The organism is Mucilaginibacter sp. NFX135 (genome assembly GCF_048565145.1).
Lineage (GTDB): Bacteria > Bacteroidota > Bacteroidia > Sphingobacteriales > Sphingobacteriaceae > Mucilaginibacter.
The window spans coordinates 5,726,017-5,747,538 of record NZ_CP183412.1; the positions used below are offsets into that span (position 1 = coordinate 5,726,017).

14 protein-coding genes are annotated in these 21,522 nt (G+C 43.8%); 5 read left to right on the top strand and 9 right to left on the bottom strand.

Annotation, left to right across the window (positions count from 1 at the left end; translation table 11 throughout):
- Positions 1-187: 187 nt before the first annotated feature.
- The 4 genes from ACNURT_RS23890 to ACNURT_RS23905 form a co-directional block, all read right to left on the bottom strand.
- Positions 188-1,639, bottom strand: a complete 1,452-nt coding sequence (locus ACNURT_RS23890; RefSeq protein ID WP_419698415.1) for an IS1182 family transposase — start codon at positions 1,637-1,639, stop codon at positions 188-190.
- Between the two features lie 131 nt (positions 1,640-1,770).
- Positions 1,771-2,715, bottom strand: coding sequence for a DUF4397 domain-containing protein (locus tag ACNURT_RS23895; RefSeq protein WP_419699788.1), 945 nt, complete (start codon positions 2,713-2,715; stop codon positions 1,771-1,773).
- A 20-nt stretch (positions 2,716-2,735) separates the two neighbouring features.
- Positions 2,736-4,325 (bottom strand): SusD/RagB family nutrient-binding outer membrane lipoprotein, encoded by a 1,590-nt coding sequence (locus tag ACNURT_RS23900; protein ID WP_419699789.1) that lies wholly within the window; start codon positions 4,323-4,325, stop codon positions 2,736-2,738.
- A gap of 12 nt (positions 4,326-4,337) precedes the next feature.
- Positions 4,338-7,406 (bottom strand): SusC/RagA family TonB-linked outer membrane protein, encoded by a 3,069-nt coding sequence (locus ACNURT_RS23905; protein WP_419699790.1) that lies wholly within the window; start codon positions 7,404-7,406, stop codon positions 4,338-4,340.
- A 315-nt stretch (positions 7,407-7,721) separates the two neighbouring features.
- Here ACNURT_RS23905 and ACNURT_RS23910 point away from each other — a divergent pair, with 315 nt between their 5' ends.
- Positions 7,722-8,468: a DeoR/GlpR family DNA-binding transcription regulator gene (locus ACNURT_RS23910; RefSeq protein WP_419699791.1), complete on the top strand. Its 747-nt coding sequence runs from the start codon at positions 7,722-7,724 to the stop codon at positions 8,466-8,468.
- A 262-nt stretch (positions 8,469-8,730) separates the two neighbouring features.
- Here ACNURT_RS23910 and ACNURT_RS23915 read toward each other — a convergent pair whose 3' ends face one another.
- From ACNURT_RS23915 to ACNURT_RS23925, 3 genes are all read right to left on the bottom strand, one after another.
- Positions 8,731-10,392: a DUF4932 domain-containing protein gene (locus ACNURT_RS23915; protein WP_419699792.1), complete on the bottom strand. Its 1,662-nt coding sequence runs from the start codon at positions 10,390-10,392 to the stop codon at positions 8,731-8,733.
- A gap of 404 nt (positions 10,393-10,796) precedes the next feature.
- Positions 10,797-11,933, bottom strand: a complete 1,137-nt coding sequence (locus ACNURT_RS23920) for an acyltransferase family protein (RefSeq protein WP_419699793.1) — start codon at positions 11,931-11,933, stop codon at positions 10,797-10,799.
- Positions 11,934-12,212: 279 nt separating this feature from the next.
- Positions 12,213-13,217, bottom strand: a complete 1,005-nt coding sequence (locus ACNURT_RS23925; RefSeq protein ID WP_419699794.1) for a hypothetical protein — start codon at positions 13,215-13,217, stop codon at positions 12,213-12,215.
- 389 nt (positions 13,218-13,606) lie between these two features.
- Between ACNURT_RS23925 and ACNURT_RS23930 the strand changes: the two genes are divergently transcribed.
- On the top strand, positions 13,607-14,491 hold the full coding sequence (locus ACNURT_RS23930) for a DUF3078 domain-containing protein (RefSeq protein WP_419699795.1): 885 nt from the start codon (positions 13,607-13,609) through the stop codon (positions 14,489-14,491).
- A 137-nt stretch (positions 14,492-14,628) separates the two neighbouring features.
- Here the strand turns inward: ACNURT_RS23930 and ACNURT_RS23935 are convergent, their stop codons facing one another.
- Entirely contained in the window at positions 14,629-15,261 is a 633-nt protein-coding gene (locus ACNURT_RS23935) for a DUF1349 domain-containing protein (protein WP_419699796.1), read from the bottom strand.
- Positions 15,262-15,449: 188 nt separating this feature from the next.
- Here ACNURT_RS23935 and ACNURT_RS23940 point away from each other — a divergent pair, with 188 nt between their 5' ends.
- From ACNURT_RS23940 to ACNURT_RS23950, 3 genes are all read left to right on the top strand, one after another.
- Positions 15,450-16,328 (top strand): flagellar motor protein MotB, encoded by an 879-nt coding sequence (locus ACNURT_RS23940; protein ID WP_370996812.1) that lies wholly within the window; start codon positions 15,450-15,452, stop codon positions 16,326-16,328.
- 253 nt (positions 16,329-16,581) lie between these two features.
- A complete protein-coding gene (locus ACNURT_RS23945; RefSeq protein ID WP_370996815.1) occupies positions 16,582-17,937 on the top strand; it encodes a Gfo/Idh/MocA family protein in 1,356 nt (451 codons plus the stop codon).
- A 200-nt stretch (positions 17,938-18,137) separates the two neighbouring features.
- The gene (locus ACNURT_RS23950) at positions 18,138-19,175 is read left to right on the top strand and encodes a PmoA family protein (RefSeq protein ID WP_419699797.1); all 1,038 of its coding nucleotides are present in this window, start codon (positions 18,138-18,140) and stop codon (positions 19,173-19,175) included.
- A gap of 331 nt (positions 19,176-19,506) precedes the next feature.
- On the opposite strand, the gene ACNURT_RS23955 is transcribed toward ACNURT_RS23950, so the two are convergent.
- Positions 19,507-21,063, bottom strand: a complete 1,557-nt coding sequence (locus tag ACNURT_RS23955; RefSeq protein WP_419699798.1) for an alginate lyase family protein — start codon at positions 21,061-21,063, stop codon at positions 19,507-19,509.
- Positions 21,064-21,522: the final 459 nt, after the last annotated feature.

Below are 21,522 nucleotides of genomic sequence, written 5' to 3' on the forward strand. Positions count from 1 at the left end.
CCCCGAAATCTATTGAGGGCACTGAAAAAGTAATACAATAATAAAGATCACTAAAGGCGATCAAGAGAAAGGCAACTTTTACTTGGTCGCTTTTTTTGTTTTGATTATTTTGCGGAGGTAATTCATTGAGGCTGATATGGGCCAATTTTGGTGCTGGAGGATGGCTAATCATCTCTGTTCAAGGGTTTTAAGCTATCAGTTTGATGATCCTTTTCAGATTGACTGTGAAGATAGCCAATGCACCCTGCATCTGCATATTTTCAATGCCATAGGCTATCGCCCGGTCGTAACCATGAACGTTTTTTAGCTCACTGTTCTTGGCTTCGATCTTATATCTGTGTTTGATGCCCGCTTTATATTCTTCCGTTTCCTGGAAAGCCATTTGCCCAAGGTGTGTGTCTGATTTGATACTGACCGAATAAGTCTTCGTTTTTGCCCCGGGTTTATAACAGTTTTCTCTCAATGGGCAGACTTTGCATTTTTCAACATCAAAGTAATAGGTATGTACTTGATTCGTACCGGTGTGTTTTTTGCCTCCGCGCGATTTCCTAATGGATAGGTGCCCTGCCGGGCAGACGAACATATCAGCATCTTTGTTGAAATCGAACTTGTCTTCTTCTTTTCTGCCCCCCTGAGTGATGGATGGGTTTAGTTTAGCCACCATCTTGATATCTTGTTCGCCTGTCATTTCAAGATTTTCTTTTCCCGAATAAGCCGAATCGCCGATGATCGTTTCTACTTCAATGCCATTTTGCTGGCTGATCTTCAAAAGTTTGGAAAGTTCCGGGCCGTCTCCCTTTTCACCAGATGTGACCACCGCAGCGGTAATAATGCGTTCTTCGGTCATCGCCAAATGGGTCTTGTAACCAAAGAAAGAGCTATCAGCCGATTTGTGGCCTGTTTTGGCATCCTTGTCTTTGGATAACGTATAGTGCTCCTGCGTATCTGCCACCGTCTCCTTCAACAGGTTCAGCTTTTCTTTTACCGCAGGTATCTGGCTTAACGGCCCATCGGCTTCAATATACTTTTCCAATGCACTACAATAGGCCAGTTCTTTTTCCAATTCGCCCGTGGTGTTCTTTTCCGGCATACCGGCCTTCATATCTTCATCTATGGCATACACCGCTTTGCGGAGCAGCTTTGAACGCTCCCGTAATACCTCCAATGCTGAATAGGGATTTGACCTTGACAGGGAATGCGTGGCATCGACGATAATGGACTTGGAACGGATGATCCCTTTTTCAATGGCTATTGCGACTGTTTTATTGATGAGCAGGTTTAACAGATCATTATCCTTTAGTCGCAGCTTTCTAAACTTGGTCAATGAACTGGGATCGATAACCCCTTCCTCGGGCGACATATCCAGGAAATATTTGAAGGACATATCATACTGCGAACGTTCCACCACATCAACATCTGAAACGGTGTAGACCGTTTTCAATAGCAGATATTTGAACATCCGTACAGGACTTTCTGCTGTCCTGCCATTATTAATGCAATACTTACTAACCAGTTCATCATAGATAAAGGTAAAATCGACCAGGTCATTGATCTTCCGCAAAAGATTGTCTTTCGGAACGATCAGATCGTATAACCCTGAATATGCACTGAACTGGATCTGCTGTTGTTGAATAAGCATCTTGGTATCTTTCTTTCGACACTTTAAGATACAAAAAATGGGGCAGAAAAACTAAATTTTCTACCCCTATAGCCTAAATGGACTTTTTCAGTGCCCTCAATCTATTCGGGGCTTTTGATTGGTCTATAACTTTATTTAGTAGTGAAATAGCTTATACCAGGTGGATTAAAATATATTTCGGGTAACAGGCGGTTAGAATCTTTCGGGTCGGTTGGCCTGGCTGTGGCTTTTAAGGTGATGCCGGTAGAGCCCACCACATAATCGGTATACAAACCATTGGCCATAATGGTATAATACCTTCCCGGCGCCATGTTGATGGCTTTAGTAATGGCACCTACTTTGGTGGTTGTACCGGCTAAATATAACTGAAAGGTATATCCGGTAGTACCTATGGGGTTAGCATCAATAGGTAAAAATTCGGTTAATGTATTTGCCGCAATACCGGTAAACGGTGTTAATGTAGTGGCGGCAGGTGCGCCTGTAGCGGTATAAACTCCCGTTACATCAAGCGGTGGACCGTTGGGTATAAAATTGCCAAACCTCACGTAGATCTTGGTCATATCGGCTGTAGGGAATTTATCCTCCACAAACAAAGCAGTTGGCTTATCGGGGTAACCGATGGTAAACAATGAATATGTACCCCTTTCGGCAAGAGATTGTGTTAAGCTCACCACTGTACTGTTAGGTGCTACAGTTTGCGGGCTGACCAATACCGGTACCGGGGTTGAAGTTACAATTTTAATAGCTGCATCGCCAGGAGCTACCAACGCGTAATTAACCGATGTGCCGCCGGGATAAAGACCGCCATATTGAACAGCAGTATTAAAAGCCGATGGATAAGCGATACCCGTGATTACCGAAGTTGGTTTTAAATTATCAGTTAGCCCCACGTTTTGCTGTGGGCTTATCTTTGTCCCGTTCACATATTCGTCAACAGCGGGCAGGCCAGGAATGGCTTGTGCAAACTTGAGTTGAGCACCCGTTGCCGGTTGGGATAGCTGGGTAATGGTATTTTTTTTACAACCCGTGATCATGATCAAAAACAGGCATGTAATGATATAAAAGTTCCTTTTCATAATGTCTTTTTTTGAAATAATTAAGGTAAAATAAACCATGGCTTTTTAGTGTGATAATCCGGATCAAGGGCACCAAAGCTCTTCAGGGCTGGTACGTTCCAGATATACTCCGAGTTATAGCGCGGCCGTACCACATAAACCTGCTTACCCGCGTTATCGGGGTACAGTGTTCCTGGTTTGCTAAAACCCTGGAAAATGTTGGTATCGTAATTATACCGGCGCTCATCAGCCCAGGCTTCTAACGATCCCCATACATATAACGAGATAAATTTTTGCTGCATGATATCGGCCAGAGTTAGGGTACCTGCGCTCTGTTTAACACATGGTCCGCTCATGTAGGCAGCTATGGCAGCTGGAGATATAGCTTGTTTAGCCCCCGTAAGCGAAGTTGCCTGCGGCGGATTACTTACAAAATCCAAACTTGCATTAATCCCATTGATGTAGGCCGCATAAGCACCACTCAGATCACCTTTTTTAAATAAAGCTTCCGCTTTAAAAAACTGTACCTCACCATAGGTCATCAACACGCCGCGCGAATCATCATTATAAATATATCGTTGTGATTTAGGTGCACTGCTTGGGCTGGTTGTTACAGCAGCATCATTAAACAAGTTAGGCACTGAAGTATTAGCATCGGTTGCGTTAGGATCACCGTTGGTGCCAATCACACCCCGATAAACGCCATCTTTACTGGCTGATATGATCTGCTTAATACGCGGATCCAAGGTATAATCGGGGGTGGCAGAGCCGGTAAAAATACGGCCATCCAGCAGGCGTACTATAAAGTCTGATTGTCTGAAGGATCCTAAATTGCTCCTTGTTGGTCCCCAAAAATTGGAATCACCGGATTGCGAGCCTCTACACTCCACACTGGCATTATCGGCGTTGTTTACAAACGAGCTGTCGGCATATTTTTTCACATTGTCGGCATTAAATGTGGCTTTATTGCTTTGGTGCAGCGCGTTTTGGGCCAGTATAGCATAAATAAATTTGATCCATTTACTGCGGTCGCCATAATACATATAATCACCTTTGGCCAATGTTGGCGATATGGTCTGGTTGTCGGTTTTAATAGCCAGGTTCATATAATTTAAGGCCAACTGGCAATCTTTTACCACTTCGGCGTAAACAACAGAACCATCGTCATAATCAAAGGTAAGGCGTGTAGGGTCAAAGGCTTCTTTCACAATCATATGATCATACAGGTCGCCGCCGGTTTGCCATCCCCAGGCCCGCAGCGCATAGCCAACTGCTACATAATCCCATTTCTTTTTAGGAATAGCATCCTGCCATAACAAGGTGATGTTTTGACCCAGGCTAAAATAAACTGTGCGCCACATCTCGCCATTTGAATCAGACGCGGGCAAATATCCTTCCTCGTCCCAAACGTTGTTGGCCGTGGCCGATCCCCATACCTGGGCATACTGACCTATATAACGGCTATCGTACCAAACACCACGTGCCATACCTGCCTGTATAGGCGGCAACAGGGCCGATGCATCAGCCGTGACAGGCGCGTTGGGGTTGGTATTTACATCAATGTATTTTTTACAACTGCTTGCCGAAAACAGCACAAGCATTGTCAATATGGAATATTTAAAACTTTTCATGTCGTCTTCTTTTTATAACTTCACTCTTAAACCTAAAGAAATTACCCTTGGCGTAGGTACAGCACCATAATCAAAGCCGGCAGCACCCGTTCCTAAGGTGGACGAGTTGGTGCCGCTTACGTCAGGATCTGCACCTGAATAATTAGTGATCATAAATACATCAGTAGCAGTTACAAACACACTGGCCGATTTAAAAACGCTCTGACGTTTTAATAATGATTGCGGTAATTTATAGCTTAACGTGATGTCCTTTAACCTAACCCAGTTAATATTGTGCTCAATAAAATCAGCATCAATGGCGTTCACATAATAGTTATTCTGCGTGTTGGGTGTAACCTGAATGTTGTTAACAGTAGGATTGGCTGAGTTTTCGTTACCATCCTTTAAAACACCTGGTACAATAATAGGGTTCATACGGTTCAGGGTACGAGTGCTTAAGCCATATTTGGTCATGAAAAGTTCGTTGCCATTAAATACATCCCCGCCTTTACGTATGTCGAACAGGAAGTTCAGGTCGAAATCTTTAAATGTAAAATGGTTACCCAGGCCTATGCTGAATTTTGGCTGCCTGTCGCCCGCTACACCAAAGGTTACATTGCTGATGGGTAAACCGCTGGTAGGGTCTATCAGTACTTTGCCGGCATTATTGCGGGCATAGCCGAAAGCAGCAATATTAAGGGTGCTGCTGCCCGGAAACAGACTTGAGCGCACATTGGAGTAGATCCAGGTATCGGAGTTATAATACTCTGGTAAGCCGCCCAGGCTAACTACCTTGCCACGGGCCGCGGTAAAGTTTAATAACACATCCCAGCTAAAATTTTTCGATTTAACAGGTACACCGGTTAGTGATACTTCAAAACCATGGTTCTTTACTTCACCACCATTAAGATATTCCAGTATATAGCCAGATGCATAGCTGATACGGGGGTTAAAGATCTGGTTGGTTGCCTTTACCTCATAATAGCTGATGTCGGCACCTAAACGACCGTTGAAAAATTGAAATTCGGCACCCAGGTCAAGCTCTTTGTCGCGTTCGGGCTTTAGGTTGGGATTGTTGCCGGTAACATCATAGGCAAAACCGCCACCGGTGGTGGTTTGTTGTAACAGGGTAGATCGTATTTTGTATGGGGCAGCCGGGTCTTTACCAACCTCGGCATAGGATGCTCGTATTTTACCGTATGATAATATGGAGTTATCCTTTAAGCCAGGCAGCTCGGTAAATATAAAGCCAAGACCGACCGATGGATAAAAATAATGATCCTGCTGTGTGCCTGATAGTTTGGATGAATACTCTTCACGCGCGGTAGCATTCAAAGTCAGTATTTCCTTATAAACTAAGCCCAGTCTGGCGATACCCGAAAGGTAACGCACCTTTTTTATATAGTCAGATGAGCGCTGAGTGGTAGGTGTGGTATTGTTGATATTATTAAAATCGGGCTGGATAAATTTTTCGCCATAATAACCGTTGACTTCATCGGTATTAGAGATGGCTTCGGCACCAACAGCCAGCGTGGTTTTAAAATCGCCAAACTGCTTTTTAGCGGTAGCAAAAAATGAACCATTGATTTGGAGGTTGCCATCGTTATAATTATCAATGATACCGCCGGTGGCGATACCGTTGGTAGCCGCGAAACTATTCAGTGGCGAATTTTGATATGATGAACTATACTGGCTTACAAAGTTATTACCCGCCGTTGAGGCATAATCAACACCGGCCAAAGCCCTGAAATTAAGCCAGGAAGCAGCATCAAATGACAGGTCGACGTTACCAATCATGCGGTTGGTTTTATCACGGCTTATATTGTTATGAGCATCCCAAAGCGGGTTGTCAAAGTCAATCGTGGCATCTGAGGTTATATTGGCGGCACTTGCCGGTAATATCAGTCTGCGGGTGCCATCGGGGTTTAGGTAATTACGTACATCATCGTTAGTAGGCCAGGCCAGCGCGTTAATATAAGTACCTGAGTTGCCTTTGTTTAGTTTACGGTTATCAATATTAAAATAGTTGAACGAAGCGCTGCTGGTTAATTTAGAGGAAATTTTTGAAGTGCCCGAAAAACGTAAAGAAATTTTATCATTATACGCTACTGGCAACACACCCGTAGTGTTGCGGATAGAGGCCGAAAGCCGGTAAGTAGTGATCTCGTTACCGCCTTCAAAAGCAAGGTTGTTGATGGTGGTATGACCGGTTTGCATTACATTCTTGAGATTATTATAGGTTTGCGTTCCCGGTGCATAGGCAGGGCCGAATAGTGTACGTACTGTGCCACTGCTGCTGCCGTTTTGGCCCACGCCAAAAACATCCTGGATTTTTGGAAAACGATAGGCTGTAGCAAAACCAAAATCGTTATCATAAGTAACCGTACCCGGGCCGGCATGGCCTTTCCTGGTGGTAATCACAATAGCACCACCCGAAGCCGATGAGCCGTATACCGCTGCCGCGTCCGCACCTTTTAGTACCGTAACCGTTTCAATATCATCGGGGTTGATATCCGCAATACGGTTGGTAAAATCCTCGCGGCGGTTATCGCCGTTTGATGCCAGTGAGCTTTGGTCAACCGCATCATTACTTACCCGGATACCATCAATAACAAACAGGGGGCTGTTTGAACCGCCGATGGAGTTTAAACCACGTAATACAATAGATGACGACGCACCCGGGTTTCCGCTGGTACCGGTAACGGTAGCACCCGCCACACGACCCTGCAGGGCATTAATGAAGTTTTCGCGCTGGGTTTGCTGGATGGCTTCGCCCTTAACGGTTTGCACGGGTGAAGTTGAATAGCGTTTGTCGGCTTTTACGCCGAAGCCCACCGTAATAGGAACTTCCTTTAACATGGTGGCATCAGACTGGAGCGTTATGTTCATAACGGTGACCGTGCCAACGGTTCTTTCCTGGGGCTTCATCCCTATAAAAGAATAGACGATAACCTGGCCAGGACTTGCACTGATGGCATACGTGCCTTTTGAATCGGACTGGGTACCGGTGTTGGTTCCTTTAATTTTTACGGATACCCCGGGTAATGGACTTCCATCATCAGCCGAGGTGATTTTTCCGGTAATGCTTTGTACTTGCGCCATGGTTTTTAGGGCACAACAACATAATACCAGAAAAAAAAAGAGTAAACTTTTTTTCATACTTAAATGGGTTAATTATATAGTGTTTGTTAGTTGCAAATTCCCGGGCGAAATCCGTTAAGATAATTTTGGCCGGTACCAGGCGGTGAATCCTGCATAAAACCGCATAGTAATAAAGTCTGTGCTAAATATATGTATAATTTATTTTTAATTATGCGCTATTTATCTGATTTTATTTTATAAGTTGCAAATAACCGCATGTTTATAGGGCTATAAATACACCTGATTCAGGATTGTTACAAAAAACTACATTTGTATATGCTTAAAAAGGAACGCCACGCATTTATCATCAAACAAATAAACCTGCATAACAAGGTATTGTCGGCCGATCTGGCCACCGCGCTCAATGTATCCGAAGACACCATACGGCGCGATTTGATGGAGCTGGACGATTCCCGGCAGATCGTAAAAGTGCATGGCGGGGCCCTGTCCAAATCATTTCATTACCCCTTTCAACAAACCGATATCTATGCGGTTGATGCAAAAAAGGCCATCGCTCGAAAAGCCATAGGTCTTATTAAAAGCGGTATGATGGTGTTAACCGGCGGCGGTACCACCGTATTGGAAATGATGCAGGCTCTGCCGCAAAACCTGGCGGTTACGGTGTTTACCATCAGTCCGCTGGTGGCGCTGCAATTGGCCGATCATCCTTTGGTTACCGTGATATTGATTGGCGGGGAGTTCTCCAAAGATTCACAGGTTTGCGTTGGCTCACAGGTAGTGAATTACCTGCATGAGATTAAGTTTGATATTTGTTTTTTAGGCACCAACGGTATTTCGATAGCCGATGGCGTAACCGATTCCGATCTGAACATCGTTCACCTGAAAAAGGCGATGATCAACGCCTCAAATCGCCTGGTGATCATGTGTATTTCCGAAAAATTAAACTCTGTACAACGGATGAACGTTTGTCCACTGGCGAAGGTTGATTACCTTATCACCGATCTTGATCCGGATAATCAAGTGCTAAATAATTATAGGGAAAAGGGTATACAGCTTTATTGAGGGAGCGACTGCGAAAGATTAGACTTAAAAGACAATTCCAATTCCGGCCATTACATTCAAAGAGCCAAATCAGTCGCCATACTTAAGATAAAACGTTTGTAGGGCTGTACCAACGAGTATCGCACTTCTGTCATTTGACGATACGTTTTACGCGGTTATGTTTCCATAGGAATCATTTATCGTTAACATGCCTCGCCTTGCGCATCTTATTTGTGAAAAGCAGATTTTTCCATAAGCCAGTAGTATTCTGCAAAGTAGGTTGCTATTTCGCGAACCAGATCCCGCCGAGGCGGCTGAATGTGCTTTGTTTCAGTGTTATCTTGTTATTAAAAATGTGGTAATTTCCAGAGCCATTGGGAATGTTGTCAAAGTCGACAACATCGGCTGGACTTTGTCCCGTATAAATGGCCATTACCTTGTCTTTGTTCAGCGGATTAACCCAACCGATCAATATCCCATAGCCCGTACCTTCGTATATATTTTCGCCGATTATCCGATTATCCTCAATCAGCAGGGGAATCTGATCAAAGTATTTTTGCAGGAATTTGTTACCCTTCGGTGTTCCCCAAACGGAAAGGTTGTAACCAGAAAGATCCATTTTTAGTGCCGTGGTATCAGCCACTACTTTTGCTTCTTTGAATGCAGGTATCCGGTTAATCGTTTTGGTCATAAAATCTTTTAGTTTCCGGTCGGCGCTTTGATCCGCTTCATTACTGGAAACAATGAACAAAATGTCCTTTTGGCCGTAGATGGCGTCGATTGCCGGCATGGCGCTAACGTCGGGTTTTCTGATCGCGTCGGTTACTGCCATCCACTGATCAATATCACCGGGCTTCACTTGTTTAAACGCTTTTATAATTTCCGGGATAAAACTATCCAATGTCGGGAATTGCTGGCGGCTTTTCTCGTAATGTTTAAGTGCATCCAATAAAGGATGAAGATAGATCCAGCGCATACCATATTGTCTGCGTACATAGTTTAGGTAAGCAGCGCTTTCACCAAACTTAAGTGCCGCCATACGGCATGCAATAGCTTCGGTCAGATGTTCCTTAACAACAGATCGCCAGGAATGATAAGCCTGCGCTTTCATGGACTCCTTTATGGGTTCCCACATCCATTCGAACTGATCGAATTGCACTTCGTATTTTTCGACGGCAGGGTTGGCAAAAGAATGTGCGAATTCATGCCATAGCAGGCGATATAAAGCAGACACATCGAAGGTAGGCACTCTAATGGCAGTTTTTTCCGGGGCAATCACTGCGTATAATTCCGCGCCGTCCTTTTTAAAAATGCGCGGTCCAAAATTGCCCCAGCCCAGGAAGTTCAGAATCACATTGAACTGGATATTTTTGGCGTTACTGTTTCCGCAATAGCTCAGCAGGCGTTCTTTTTCATTAAAATCGGGCAGGTTGTAGGTTACCGTTGCCAACGAGATTCGATAAAAGTTGGCATTATTGTTAAAAAATTTGGCATAGTTCGCTTTTTCAGCAAAATCTTTCATCAGTAGCCGCAACGAGTCGAGCAGCGGGTTTTTAGCCTCGGGAACAGGAATATCCTTACGCCATTCTAAATTATTAGACATGTGAAGCATTGCCCATATGGGTGCATCAATAGAATTAAAAATCTTCCCATAAAGATCATTTCGCTTCAGGAAGGCAAATAAAGGATGCTTTTTATGGACCGCAAAATTGTTCAGGATTCTTTGCTTGTAATCCAACTCAATAAAATTCACTAATGGCATACCACTAAGCAGTTCTACGGTATGAAAAAGCTCGATGCGCGGATCGACGGTGAAGTTTACTCCCTTCACTATAACCCTGTAATCTTGAAAGGTGGTCTTCCCTGTTTTAGTTGACGAGAAGCTTGCCGGAGCAAATAAGCATAAGCAAAAAATGAATGATAAAATACGTAATGTTGATCGCATAAAATTGTGTTAAGTAATTATTGCAACGTACATAGTAAAAAGCCTACGTAATTTAGTTTGCAAGCGCTATGCCATCTTTAACCGTCTTATCCAGTGATAGTTATAATTGATCTTTTCAAAAAAAGTGTCCGATATTGAAAGAAAGCGTCCGGTTTAGGCCATTATTATTCTCTATTTTTATAGTAACGGAGAACTAATCCTATGGCGACATTATTATACTTGATCAAGTGTCCGTATTGCTCAGGAATTTCATAGCTGCCGCTGATGTTTCACATCCAAGGCCGGATCCTAAAATTTGGTTAGGTTCAGGTAAGCCGATACTTCCGCCGAGTATAGCGACGTCTTCAAAACCGAAGTTGTCTGCCCGGCATTAGGGAAATTATTGAGGATCCGTTCCGGGCGGGTTAATCTTCAACCACCTTTTTCATCAGAAAACGCTTTTTAAGCCATTCGCGAAGGGGCTCATCGTAAAATTTCAGACTCAGCCATGCTATAGTTACAGCGACAATTACCAATCCAAAGCCTACCAGAAGGCCCTGTGCCATGGGCACTTTATTGTTGCTTACCCATGCAATATGCCAATATATCAGCGGATAATGAGTGATATAAAGCGGGTACGATATGGCCCCGAGAAATTTACAAACTTTAATAGCGCTTTTGCTGATCAACTTACCTCCCGCACCGATAGATACAATAAGCGGGAAAATTACGATGATAACAAATGCCTCGTATATACCGTTCATCCACAAATGTGTGGCGCCCCCAATCCTGGGGATGGATAAAAAAACAATAATCAATAAACTGCAAACGGCAAACGCTCCTTTAATATGTATCAGTTTACCTATACGCATCAACAATACTCCCGCGAAAAACGGATAAAGCAAACGTATAAAGCCAATGCTAACCTGCGTTTTATCAATGGTCCAGCCGCCAATAACGTCGCCTTGCGGTCCCCATACTAAAAAATCAACAAGCCAACCGGCCGATAATATAACAAATATGGCAAGCACCGTTTTTGAGAAACGGCGAATGAGCACCGCATAAAGAATATTGGCAATATATTCGTACAAAAGCGACCATGCAGCGCCGTTCAGTGGATGCGTTTCCTGCCACCCGCGGATATCCATTGAGGGCAGCAGCGGGATCATAGTAAAGCCAATCACCGTCGCCAGCAACAACTTCCAAACAGGTGTTGCTGCAACCAGCGGCATCGCTGCCCCACCCTGAAAGTAAAAAAGCAATGCGCCCAATAGGGTACCAACAATTACCAATGGCTGCAAACGGATAAGGCGGCGTTTGTAAAAATCCCATTGGGTCATTTTGTCCCAGCGGTCATCATAGGCATAGGCTACCACAAAACCCGACAATAAGAAAAAGAAATCGACCGCCAAATAGCCGTGATTAATTATCTGGTGAAAACGATCGCCGGAGTAAGTTTCAAATACATGAAATATAACTACCATGATAGAGGCCACACCACGTAATCCGTCGAGGATCTCATAATGGCTTTTTGACTGGAGATAAGCTGGGGTTTGGGTCATTGCCCGGGTAAAATAGATAAAAATTAAATAGGTTGTATTTAGGTGATTAATTTTGTTTGATGGCTGGCTTTTTAATAGTATTTGGTAAAGTGCCATGAGAACACCGGCCACAGGCGAACTTTTGGGGTGACCTGCCCCTAAAGCCGATTTAGTTTTGCCACTTCCAATTGATTGTATTTTCCATCACTGTCCCCTTAAGCGCTCACATTGGGGCAATCAATGATACTCCAATGTAAGCGCTGTATATATGGCGAACAAAATCCTTGCACTTTATAAAGATCAGTTTAATTTATAAACCAAAAGCTTAAAACTTTCCGGTACCTGTGTCTTAGTGCCGGGTTGAAAATCAGCTACAGGAAAATAAAGTTTATGCGTTGAAATATCCATAGCCATTGTTTTCGCACGATTTTGTGTTTTCAAGGTCTGGATAATGGTGTAACTATCCGCCGAGTTTTGCTTAAATATGGAAGCTGTTCCGTCCCCGTTAGAAGCAATCACCAATTTATTCGCCGCATCGTAAATTACAGCGTCAACTCCGGCGCCAATTGGTAACGTTTGCACCACTTTTCCGGTTGTAATATCAATAACACTCATGCCCTTATTTTCACGGCAAACAGTAAACAGGCGCTTATTATCCTTGTCAATGGCCAACCCGGTTGGTCCACCGCAAGGTGACAGCGGATAATTCTTTATCACCTTTAAGGTTTTGGCATCAATCACATTCAAGCTGCTTTTATCTTCCAGGTTATTGTAAATCAATCCTTTTCCATCAGACACCGCAAATTCCGGGGCCCCACCAAGTGAAACAGAACCAGTTTGTTTAAGTTCTTTGGGATCCACAACAACTGCTGCGTTATCATCTCCCTCAAAAACAAATACCTTTTTTGAATATGGATCATAAATAATACCGTCGGCATCCTTCCCTGTTATGGGTATTACTTTAATAGTTTTAAATGTTTTAGTATCAAACACAATAACGGCGCTTCCTTTCCCATCGCTGATAAAGCCACGATTCAATTCATTTGACACGGCTATACCATGTACGCCTTTCATGTTTTCAATAACGGCTACTTGCTTCTCGGTTTTCAGATCCACCACATTAACCGTAGTGCCATGCGAAGCATATAAAACATGATTAGCCTGATCAATAAAGGCATAATCATACCCCCCATTACCAGTTAAAGGGATGGTTTTATCCGCTACATAGCCCGGACTTTGGGCCATTCCAAATAAAGGAAACAGAGCGAAAGAAATTAGTTTAATCGTTTTCTTAAGTATTTTCATCGAATTGAGTTTTAAATGACTATGCCAAATTATGTTTGAATTTTGGAAACATTTAGTGTTGATTATCTTTAGTATCACTTTATATGCTCCCCAATTTCATTATAAGTAGTATTGCTTTTTCCATGTGTGGTGAACCACCTCGCAAAATGATAATCGTTGCGAACTATAATTTTAATTATTATATACTATTCTGATAGCCGGAAAGTTAATGACTATATTAATTCATAAGTAATAATAAATAATAAATGCGATATTTGTCATACATCTGTCAGGATGATGATAAATATATCACATCCCAAAGAGCGAATAATTAATAAGGGAAACCTCATTACGGCGGGTAGGGTGAATGGCAGATAATAATTTAAAAAACATCAAACATTTTACCCTTTATGAAAAAAATCTCCCTATTATTAGCCGCACTATGCATGGCTGCCATCAGCTATGCACAAACTCCCCAAACAACAACCGACACCGCCAAAAAATGGAAGATTCACGGCGAAAACACTTTCCTGATCAGCCAAAGCTCGTATAAGAATTGGTCGGCGGGTGGTGTAAATGCTTTTGCCGGTAACCTGATCTTTAACTACGATTTTAACTATAAAAAAGACGTATGGAGCTGGGACAATAAAGTGATCCTGGGATATGGGTTAAGTAAACAGCAGGATGCAGGCTGGCGTAAAAACGACGACCGTATTATCCTGAACAGCTTACTTGGCCGCCAGATATCCAAATATTGGTTATATACATTTTACATGAACTTCCAGAGCCAGTTTACCAAAGGTTATGACTATAACACGACGCCAAAAACGTTGATATCAAATTTTTTGGCTCCGGCTTATTTGACATTCGGACCTGGTTTTGCTTATAAAAAGTCTGATAACTTCAGGATCAATATTTCGCCTGCCGCGGCACGTATTATTATGGTAAGGAATGATTCGCTTTCAAACGTGGGCGCTTTTGGTGTTACCCCCGGTCATAAAAGCCTGTTCCAGTTTGGTGCCTCGTTTGATGCTTACTACAAGGTTAACCTGGTGCAAAACATCAGCCTGGAAAACATCCTGAAACTATACTCAGACTACCTGCACAAACCCGGCGATATTTACACCGACTATACTGTTAATCTATTTATGAAAGTAAACAAGTTTGTAACCGTGAACGCCGGCGCGCAATTGATTTATGATGGTAAAACCCGGATACCGAACGGAGATGGTACTTCCAAGATAGCTCTGCAGGTTAAGCAGATTTTTGGCGCGGGTTTAACGTATAAATTTTAAGCGGATTCGATAGCCATACCAACAAAAAAGCCCCTTAACTTTATGGTTAAAGGGCTTTCCTATTAAAAGCTTTTACCCTTGTCCACTCAGGGTCTCTCGCAGAGGACCTGAGTATCCTCATTAACAAAGCCTTTTACTTACTTTACAGCTTCAACCTTAAAATTCTCGAAAGTTACCGGGAAGCTCAGTTTACCCGGAGCAGCGGCAACCATACCTATCTCGGCTTTTACATTGGGCGGGAAATAAGCCAGGCGCAGCATATCAAATTTCTGTCCGTCAAAAGAATATTTGATCTCCACATAATCTCCCTTTCTTAATAGCTTTAACCATACCGATTTAGGGCTGTCATGGCGTGGCACAACCGACCAGTCAGATACTTCGCGGGTTACCACGGCGCTTATGTTCTGCACTCCGTCAACATACTCAATACCGGTTTTGATCCAGTTTTTTTCGTCGATACGTATCATCAGTCCTGCCTGGTGAAACAGTTCATGGTAGCTGCCGGTAATTTTTACACTGGCCTCAAAATTACCCACTACTTCCTGGTAGTAAAAAGGGCCATTATCGCGCTTAAAACCATAGTGTGTAACCTGCCAGTAATCGGTACCCGGATCAACGGTAAAAGTGAACTTTTTGGTATTGCCTTCAGCCGCTTTTGTTGGCTTGTTAAACCATTTCATATCGGGGATATTTTGTGCAAAAGCGCCGGTAGCGGCAAACAGGCAGATCATAGCGGTTAGTTTAATTTTTTTATTAAAGGATGTTTTCATTTGGTTAGATAGATAATTGGATAAATATGCTGGCAAGATAGGAAATAAGTTTATGGCATTGTACCAGATATATGTACTTTCCCGCATAAAACAGCGTTAACAAGCTGTTGTCATTTATATGTAAGCAAACTTTATGGCGGCTGATTAGTTATTCTTTATTGTACTATATTTAAGCATAAAAAAAACAAATGATGAAATATCGAATATCCATCCTGGCACTGCTTGTAGTAGCAGTGCTTGGACAAAGTTGCGTAAGCACTAAAAAATACAAAGAGCTGGATGCCAACTATACCCAGCTTCAAAACAGCACCCGCGATCTGAGCGTGAAGTACCAGACCAGCGAGCAGGCACTGGCCGTAGCCAATGGCCGGGTAAGCAGCCTGGAAGATCAGCTGAAGTCTGAACAGTCAAACGTAAGAGCATTGCAGGACGCGCTGAACAAATGTTTAAACTCCAGCAACCAGGGTAGTATAAACATTTCCAAACTGGTTGACGAGATCAACAGCTCAAACCGTTACATCCAGCAACTGATAAATGCTAAAAGCAAAAGCGATTCGCTTAACATGGTGTTAACCAACAACCTTACCCGCTCATTAACCCCTCAGGAAACTCAAGACGTTGATGTGAAGGTATTGAAAGGCGTGGTTTACATTTCGCTTTCTGATAACATGCTGTACAAATCAGGCAGTTATGAAATATCTGACAAGGCTGGAGCAACCCTTGCCAAAATTGCCAAGATCATTATGGATTACAGCAATTATGATGTGCTGATAGAAGGTAATACCGATAATGTGCCTATCTCTCAGAAAAACATCCGCAACAACTGGGATCTGAGCGCGCTGCGTGCATCATCGGTAGTGCAGGCCTTGCAAAACAATTACCAGGTTGATCCTAAACGCTTAACAGCGGGTGGTCGTGGTGAATACAACCCGATTGCTGATAACAGTACCCCAACCGGTAAAGCGCAAAACAGGCGTACACAGATCATTATCACACCAAAACTAGATCAGTTTATGGACCTGATAGGCAAAGCGCCAGCGCCACAGCCTTTAACACCCCAGAAATAATAACAACAAGTAATTATTTAAAAGCGGCGGTCATTTTCATGACCGCCGCTTTTTTGGTTGGAGATCTTTGATGGCGGTATCAAGAGAAGCTCAGCCGCGTGTACTTTCTTTGTAACAACCTGTTTACGCAATCGTTTCCGTATATTATTGTGGCATTAACAGTTAAAATTTTGGCTTTTCTATAAGTTTCTTCGATATTTGGTTAGGCTGGTCGAACAGACCACCCATTAATTAACCAATTTACCTATTCTTCATGGAAAAATCACGCCGTACTTTCATCAGGCAGGCCGCGTTGGCGGGTGCCGGTGTAATGCTTGCTCAAAACAGTTGGAGCGCCAAAAGTTATAAACGCATCATCGGTGCTAACGACCGCGTGCGGGTTGGTGTAGTAGGCTTTTCAGATCGGCACCGCAGCTCGCATATCCCCAGCTTTATGAACCATTATAAGGAACTCAACTTTGATGTGGTTGGCGTATCTGATATCTGGAAACGGCGACGTGAAGAAGGATCTGCCATTTGGAAAGAAAAAATGCAGCATGATGTAAAGGCCTACCGCAATAACGAGGAAATGTACGACAGCAAAGCGGTCGACGCGGTATTTATCAGCACCGCCGATTTTCAGCATGCCCGCCATACCATCGAGGCGGTAAAAGCTGGCTGCGATGCTTATGTAGAAAAACCTTTCGCCGAAACCATGGAGGATAACCGTGCCGCGCTCAAAGCGGTGAAGGAATCGGGCAAAATTGTACAGATAGGTTCACAGCGCCGCAGCGGTGCCAATTACCACGCGGCTAATGATTTTATACGCTCGGGCAAATTTGGCCCTATCACCATGGTAGAACTTACCTGGAACGTGAACCAACCCGGCCGCTGGCGCCGGCCCGACTTATTGGGCTTGCTCAAAGAAGAAGATACCGATTGGAAACGGTTTATCATGAATCGCCCGTATGAGGCCTTTGATCCGCGTAAATATTTGGAGTACCGTTTGTTTTGGCCCTATTCCTCTGGTTTGCCCGGGCAATGGATGAGTCACCAGATTGATACCGTACACTGGTTTACCGGGTTAAAACATCCGCGCAGCGTGGTAGCCAACGGTGGTATATACGTATGGAAAGATGGCCGCAGAAACTGGGATACCATTTTGGCCGCGTTTGATTATGGTCCGCTGGATGATCCGTCGACAGGCTTCCAGGTAACATTTGGCTCGCGCATGCACAATGGCGATGAGCACCCGGCGGAGATCTATTACTCCAACGGCGGTGAACTGAACCTGAATACTAACAAAGTTTCGCCAGAAGGTGGTTTGACCCAAAAGATGGCCGATGCCATGCACATGCAGGCCAATCTATTGCCCGAGATCAACCTGGCCAATACCGAAAAGGTGATAGCATCTGCCAACACTGGTGGCGATGTGCTCACCTCAAACCATGTACGCAACTGGATGGAATGTGTACGCAGCCGTAAAGAACCACACGCACCGGTTGAAGCCGGTTACAGCCATTCCATAGCTAATATCATGACCAACGCCGCCGTGCATACCGGCTACAAAGCTACTTTTGATGAAGCTACGCAGGAAGTAATGGCTAATGGGAAGGTGTTTAAATATTAAGAGCCTCACCCAACCCTCTCCAAAGGAGAGGGCTTTAAAACTTTGAGAAAAGAAATTTATCTCCGATACGTCATTGCGAGGTACGAAGCAATCTCTACATAGGCAGATCAACCATGTAAGTCGCCCTGTATGGTATAGAGATTGCTTCGTACCTCGCAATGACGCTTTGTTTGGACAAATAATAACCTTACATAAATAAGATGAGAACCATAAAAACTTTAAGCATCGCCATTCTTGCAGCGGTATCCTCCTTAGCCCAGGCTCAAAAGGCAGAGCAGGTAAAGATCGTTAAAACGTCCAAGGACAAAATAGATATTTCTATCGGCGGTAAACCTTTTACCAGTTTTCTGTTTCCCGATACCCTGGAGAAACCGGTGTTATACCCTTTGTATACCGCCGGAGGCACTGTAGTAACCCGTGGTTTCCCTTTGGCGCCGCGTACCGGCGATCCGGTTGATCATCCGCATCACATCGGGATCTGGTTTAATTTTGAAAACCTCAACGGGCTCGACTTCTGGAACAATTCCTACGCAATCCCCGCAAGTAAAAAACATGCTTACGGCTGGATCCGTACTGACCGTATCCTCGAAACCAAAAGTGGCAGCACAGGCGTACTGTCCTATCATGCCAATTGGACCAATCAGCAAAAAGAAGTGATCCTGGAAGAAACTACCCGCTTTGAATTCAGCGGCGATGCCCATCAGCGTATTATCGACCGGTATACTACCCTGAAAGCTGATATGGATGCCTTGTTTAAAGATGCCAAAGACGGCCTGCTGGGTTTACGCTTTGCCCATGAATTGCAGATCCCCGATACAGCCGACCAGAAATATACTGATGATAAGGGTAATGTAACCGTTGTAAAAGGCGGGAAGGACAATATTGCCAATGGTACCTACCTTACCAGCGCGGGCAAAACCGGTAACGGTGCCTGGAGCACCCGAGGTGTATGGTGCAAGGTTTACGGCAAAATGGGTGCCGACTCGGTAAGCATCGCCATTATCGATCATCCTAAAAATGTAAACTACCCCACTTTTTGGCATGCCCGCGGCTATGGATTATTTGCAGCCAATCCACTTGGCGAAAAGATCTTTACCAACGGCAAATCCGAAAAGAACCTGACGCTTAAAAAAGGAGAATCGGTAACCTTTCGTTACCGTATCGTGATTAGCAACGGCGGGCAAACTATCAGTGTAGCAAAATTGAATGAACTGGCTGGTAGCTTTGGGAAGAAATAAGTGTGTTGTAAGTCGTAGTTTTATATAAATAACAGCCCGGCTACCCAATAAAAAGACAGCCGGGTTGTTGTGTTAAGGAGACAATAAAAGTCCAACCGACCCATCGGTACATAGTTGTTTGATCGTTAATTTGTGAATGACTTTTTAAATTATAAAAACGCTGTCAAAACCGTACTGAAATTTATTAAAACAGGTATTTTGAATAAGTTTTCGGCAATTTTCGACCCGGTTTCATACATTTTCAGGGCAGAAATGTGTTAAAATAAAGCTTTAAAAAGTTTTTGTGCAAAGCCCCGCTTACATGCTAAGGGCTTTGTTATACAATTATTTTTTACTGACCAACTGTAAATGATTCCCATCCCGAAGCTGTAGCCCGGGTACAGGTCATGGCCTGGGTACCGTTTTCGCTGCTGATAAATAAACCATTGTTGCCGCGTAGGGTAACTTTACCATCGGGGGTGGTTATCCAGTCGAACTTTTCCCAGTCGCCGGCGGTTGCACGGTTACAGGTAATGGCCATAGTACCATTTTCCGAGGATACGAATTTGGCTTTGCTGCGTAAGGAAATTTTACCGCCACCGGCATCAATTACGGTAAAATGTTCAGTATCGCCAGCTGTGGTACGGGTACAGGTCATAGCTGTAGAGCCATTCTCGCCGCTTACATAAGCATTGTTAAATCCTTTAAGAGATATGACCGAACCAATAGGCGGATTTGAACCTGTTGGAGGCGTAGTGGTACCCCCACCTACATTAAAGTGGGTATAAGAGGTAAATCCTAAAAAGGTATTGTCGTTAGGAACACCCAGCGGGTCCTGCATGTTGCGTAATGACAGCATATTGGCGGTTCCATAATGATGATAAGCTACCTCAACACCCGGAAAAATAGGACTTGAGGTTGAACAATAGTTACAGCCGGTGCTTTGGTTATAAGCGCTGCGTTCAAAATCATATCCGGAACTGATGCGGTTGGAAAGCGCGGTGTACAATGAGCCATCACCCTGCATGTTCGCAATTTCGGCGGCATAGGTTAAACCGGTTAGGGAATATTGGTAGTGTACGCAGTCCTGGCGGTCGCAAAGCTCGGGCATGGTACCACCGCTTTGTATTACCTGCGGCAACACGGCGTTGATCATATCCTCACCCGCCTGGAAAACACTGGCACTGTTCAGGAAAACCCCGATGGCCATTTTAGCGTAACCGGCAGATACGTTCCAGTTATTATTATAGGTAGGTACGTTGTTGATATAGTTGTTCTTTACATTGTTGAGGTAGTCGTTAAACTTGTTAATATCCGTGGTCGACCAGTTGGCCGATACACCATTTGGCTTATAGTACCGGATAATTTCGGCAGCAGCCACAAAACTGGGTGTGGTCCAGGAGGCTTCCAGGGCAGGTTGATTTGGGTTGTCAGAGGCATCTATAGGGGCGTAGTTCTGGAAGGTGTATGACCAGCCGTTCAATATTGCGATACATTGGTTGGCATAGGTAACATCGGCAGTTTTGGCAAAACGGAGGGCCAGAGCGTAAGCCAGCTCGGCGTCCTTCCTGATCTGGCTTTTTGAGGGACTGGTGTGGCCGTTTGACCCAACATAAACCGTGGTGTAAAATTGAGTTGGCAAGGCGTTATTGCTAATAAAATCAAGCACTTTTTGGTAAGCAGCAGTACGGGTGGCATCACCACTGTTCACCTGCGAAGCGATCAGGTCGAGATTAGCCTGGGTGTTAATTACGCCTGGATGAATAAAAGTAGTTACCGCACGGGGGCTGGTTTGTGGGGTGGCATCTGATATGCCGCTTTTAATAGTTGATTTTTTACACTGGCACAGAAACGCGCACAGGGCAAACAGGCAGGCAAAAGCCAGCCAATAGGTGGTTTTCTTTCTCATAGCTCAAGAAATTTAGTTTATTGGTTTTGGTTAATTAATTCTTTGATCCGTACATCTATGATAAACACTTCGATAAAAGTGTAGCTTCAGCACTCCGAAATGCTTTGCCTTTTGTATAGATATACCTGCGTCGCAAATAGCAGCGTGATCATCCGGATGTTAGTGCAGGTTTTCTCATCATTTTTAAAATAGGTTTATGTTATTTGTTGGTTTACAAAATGCGTAGGAATAGCAACAAACTACCCGGGCGGTTGTCGCGAAAAAAATTGGGTTTATAAAGTATAGGTTAATTAGTGGTTTACCCAAATTTATTTATTAGCTTTTATAAAAAGCTAATTTTCAGGTATTTATTTACGACAACGTTTTCGTTATAGTATAATAGTGAGTATATAAACACGATGCTATATGATTAAAAGGTGGGTTTACACTTTTTCAATCAAAATAAAGCATAATAAGCTT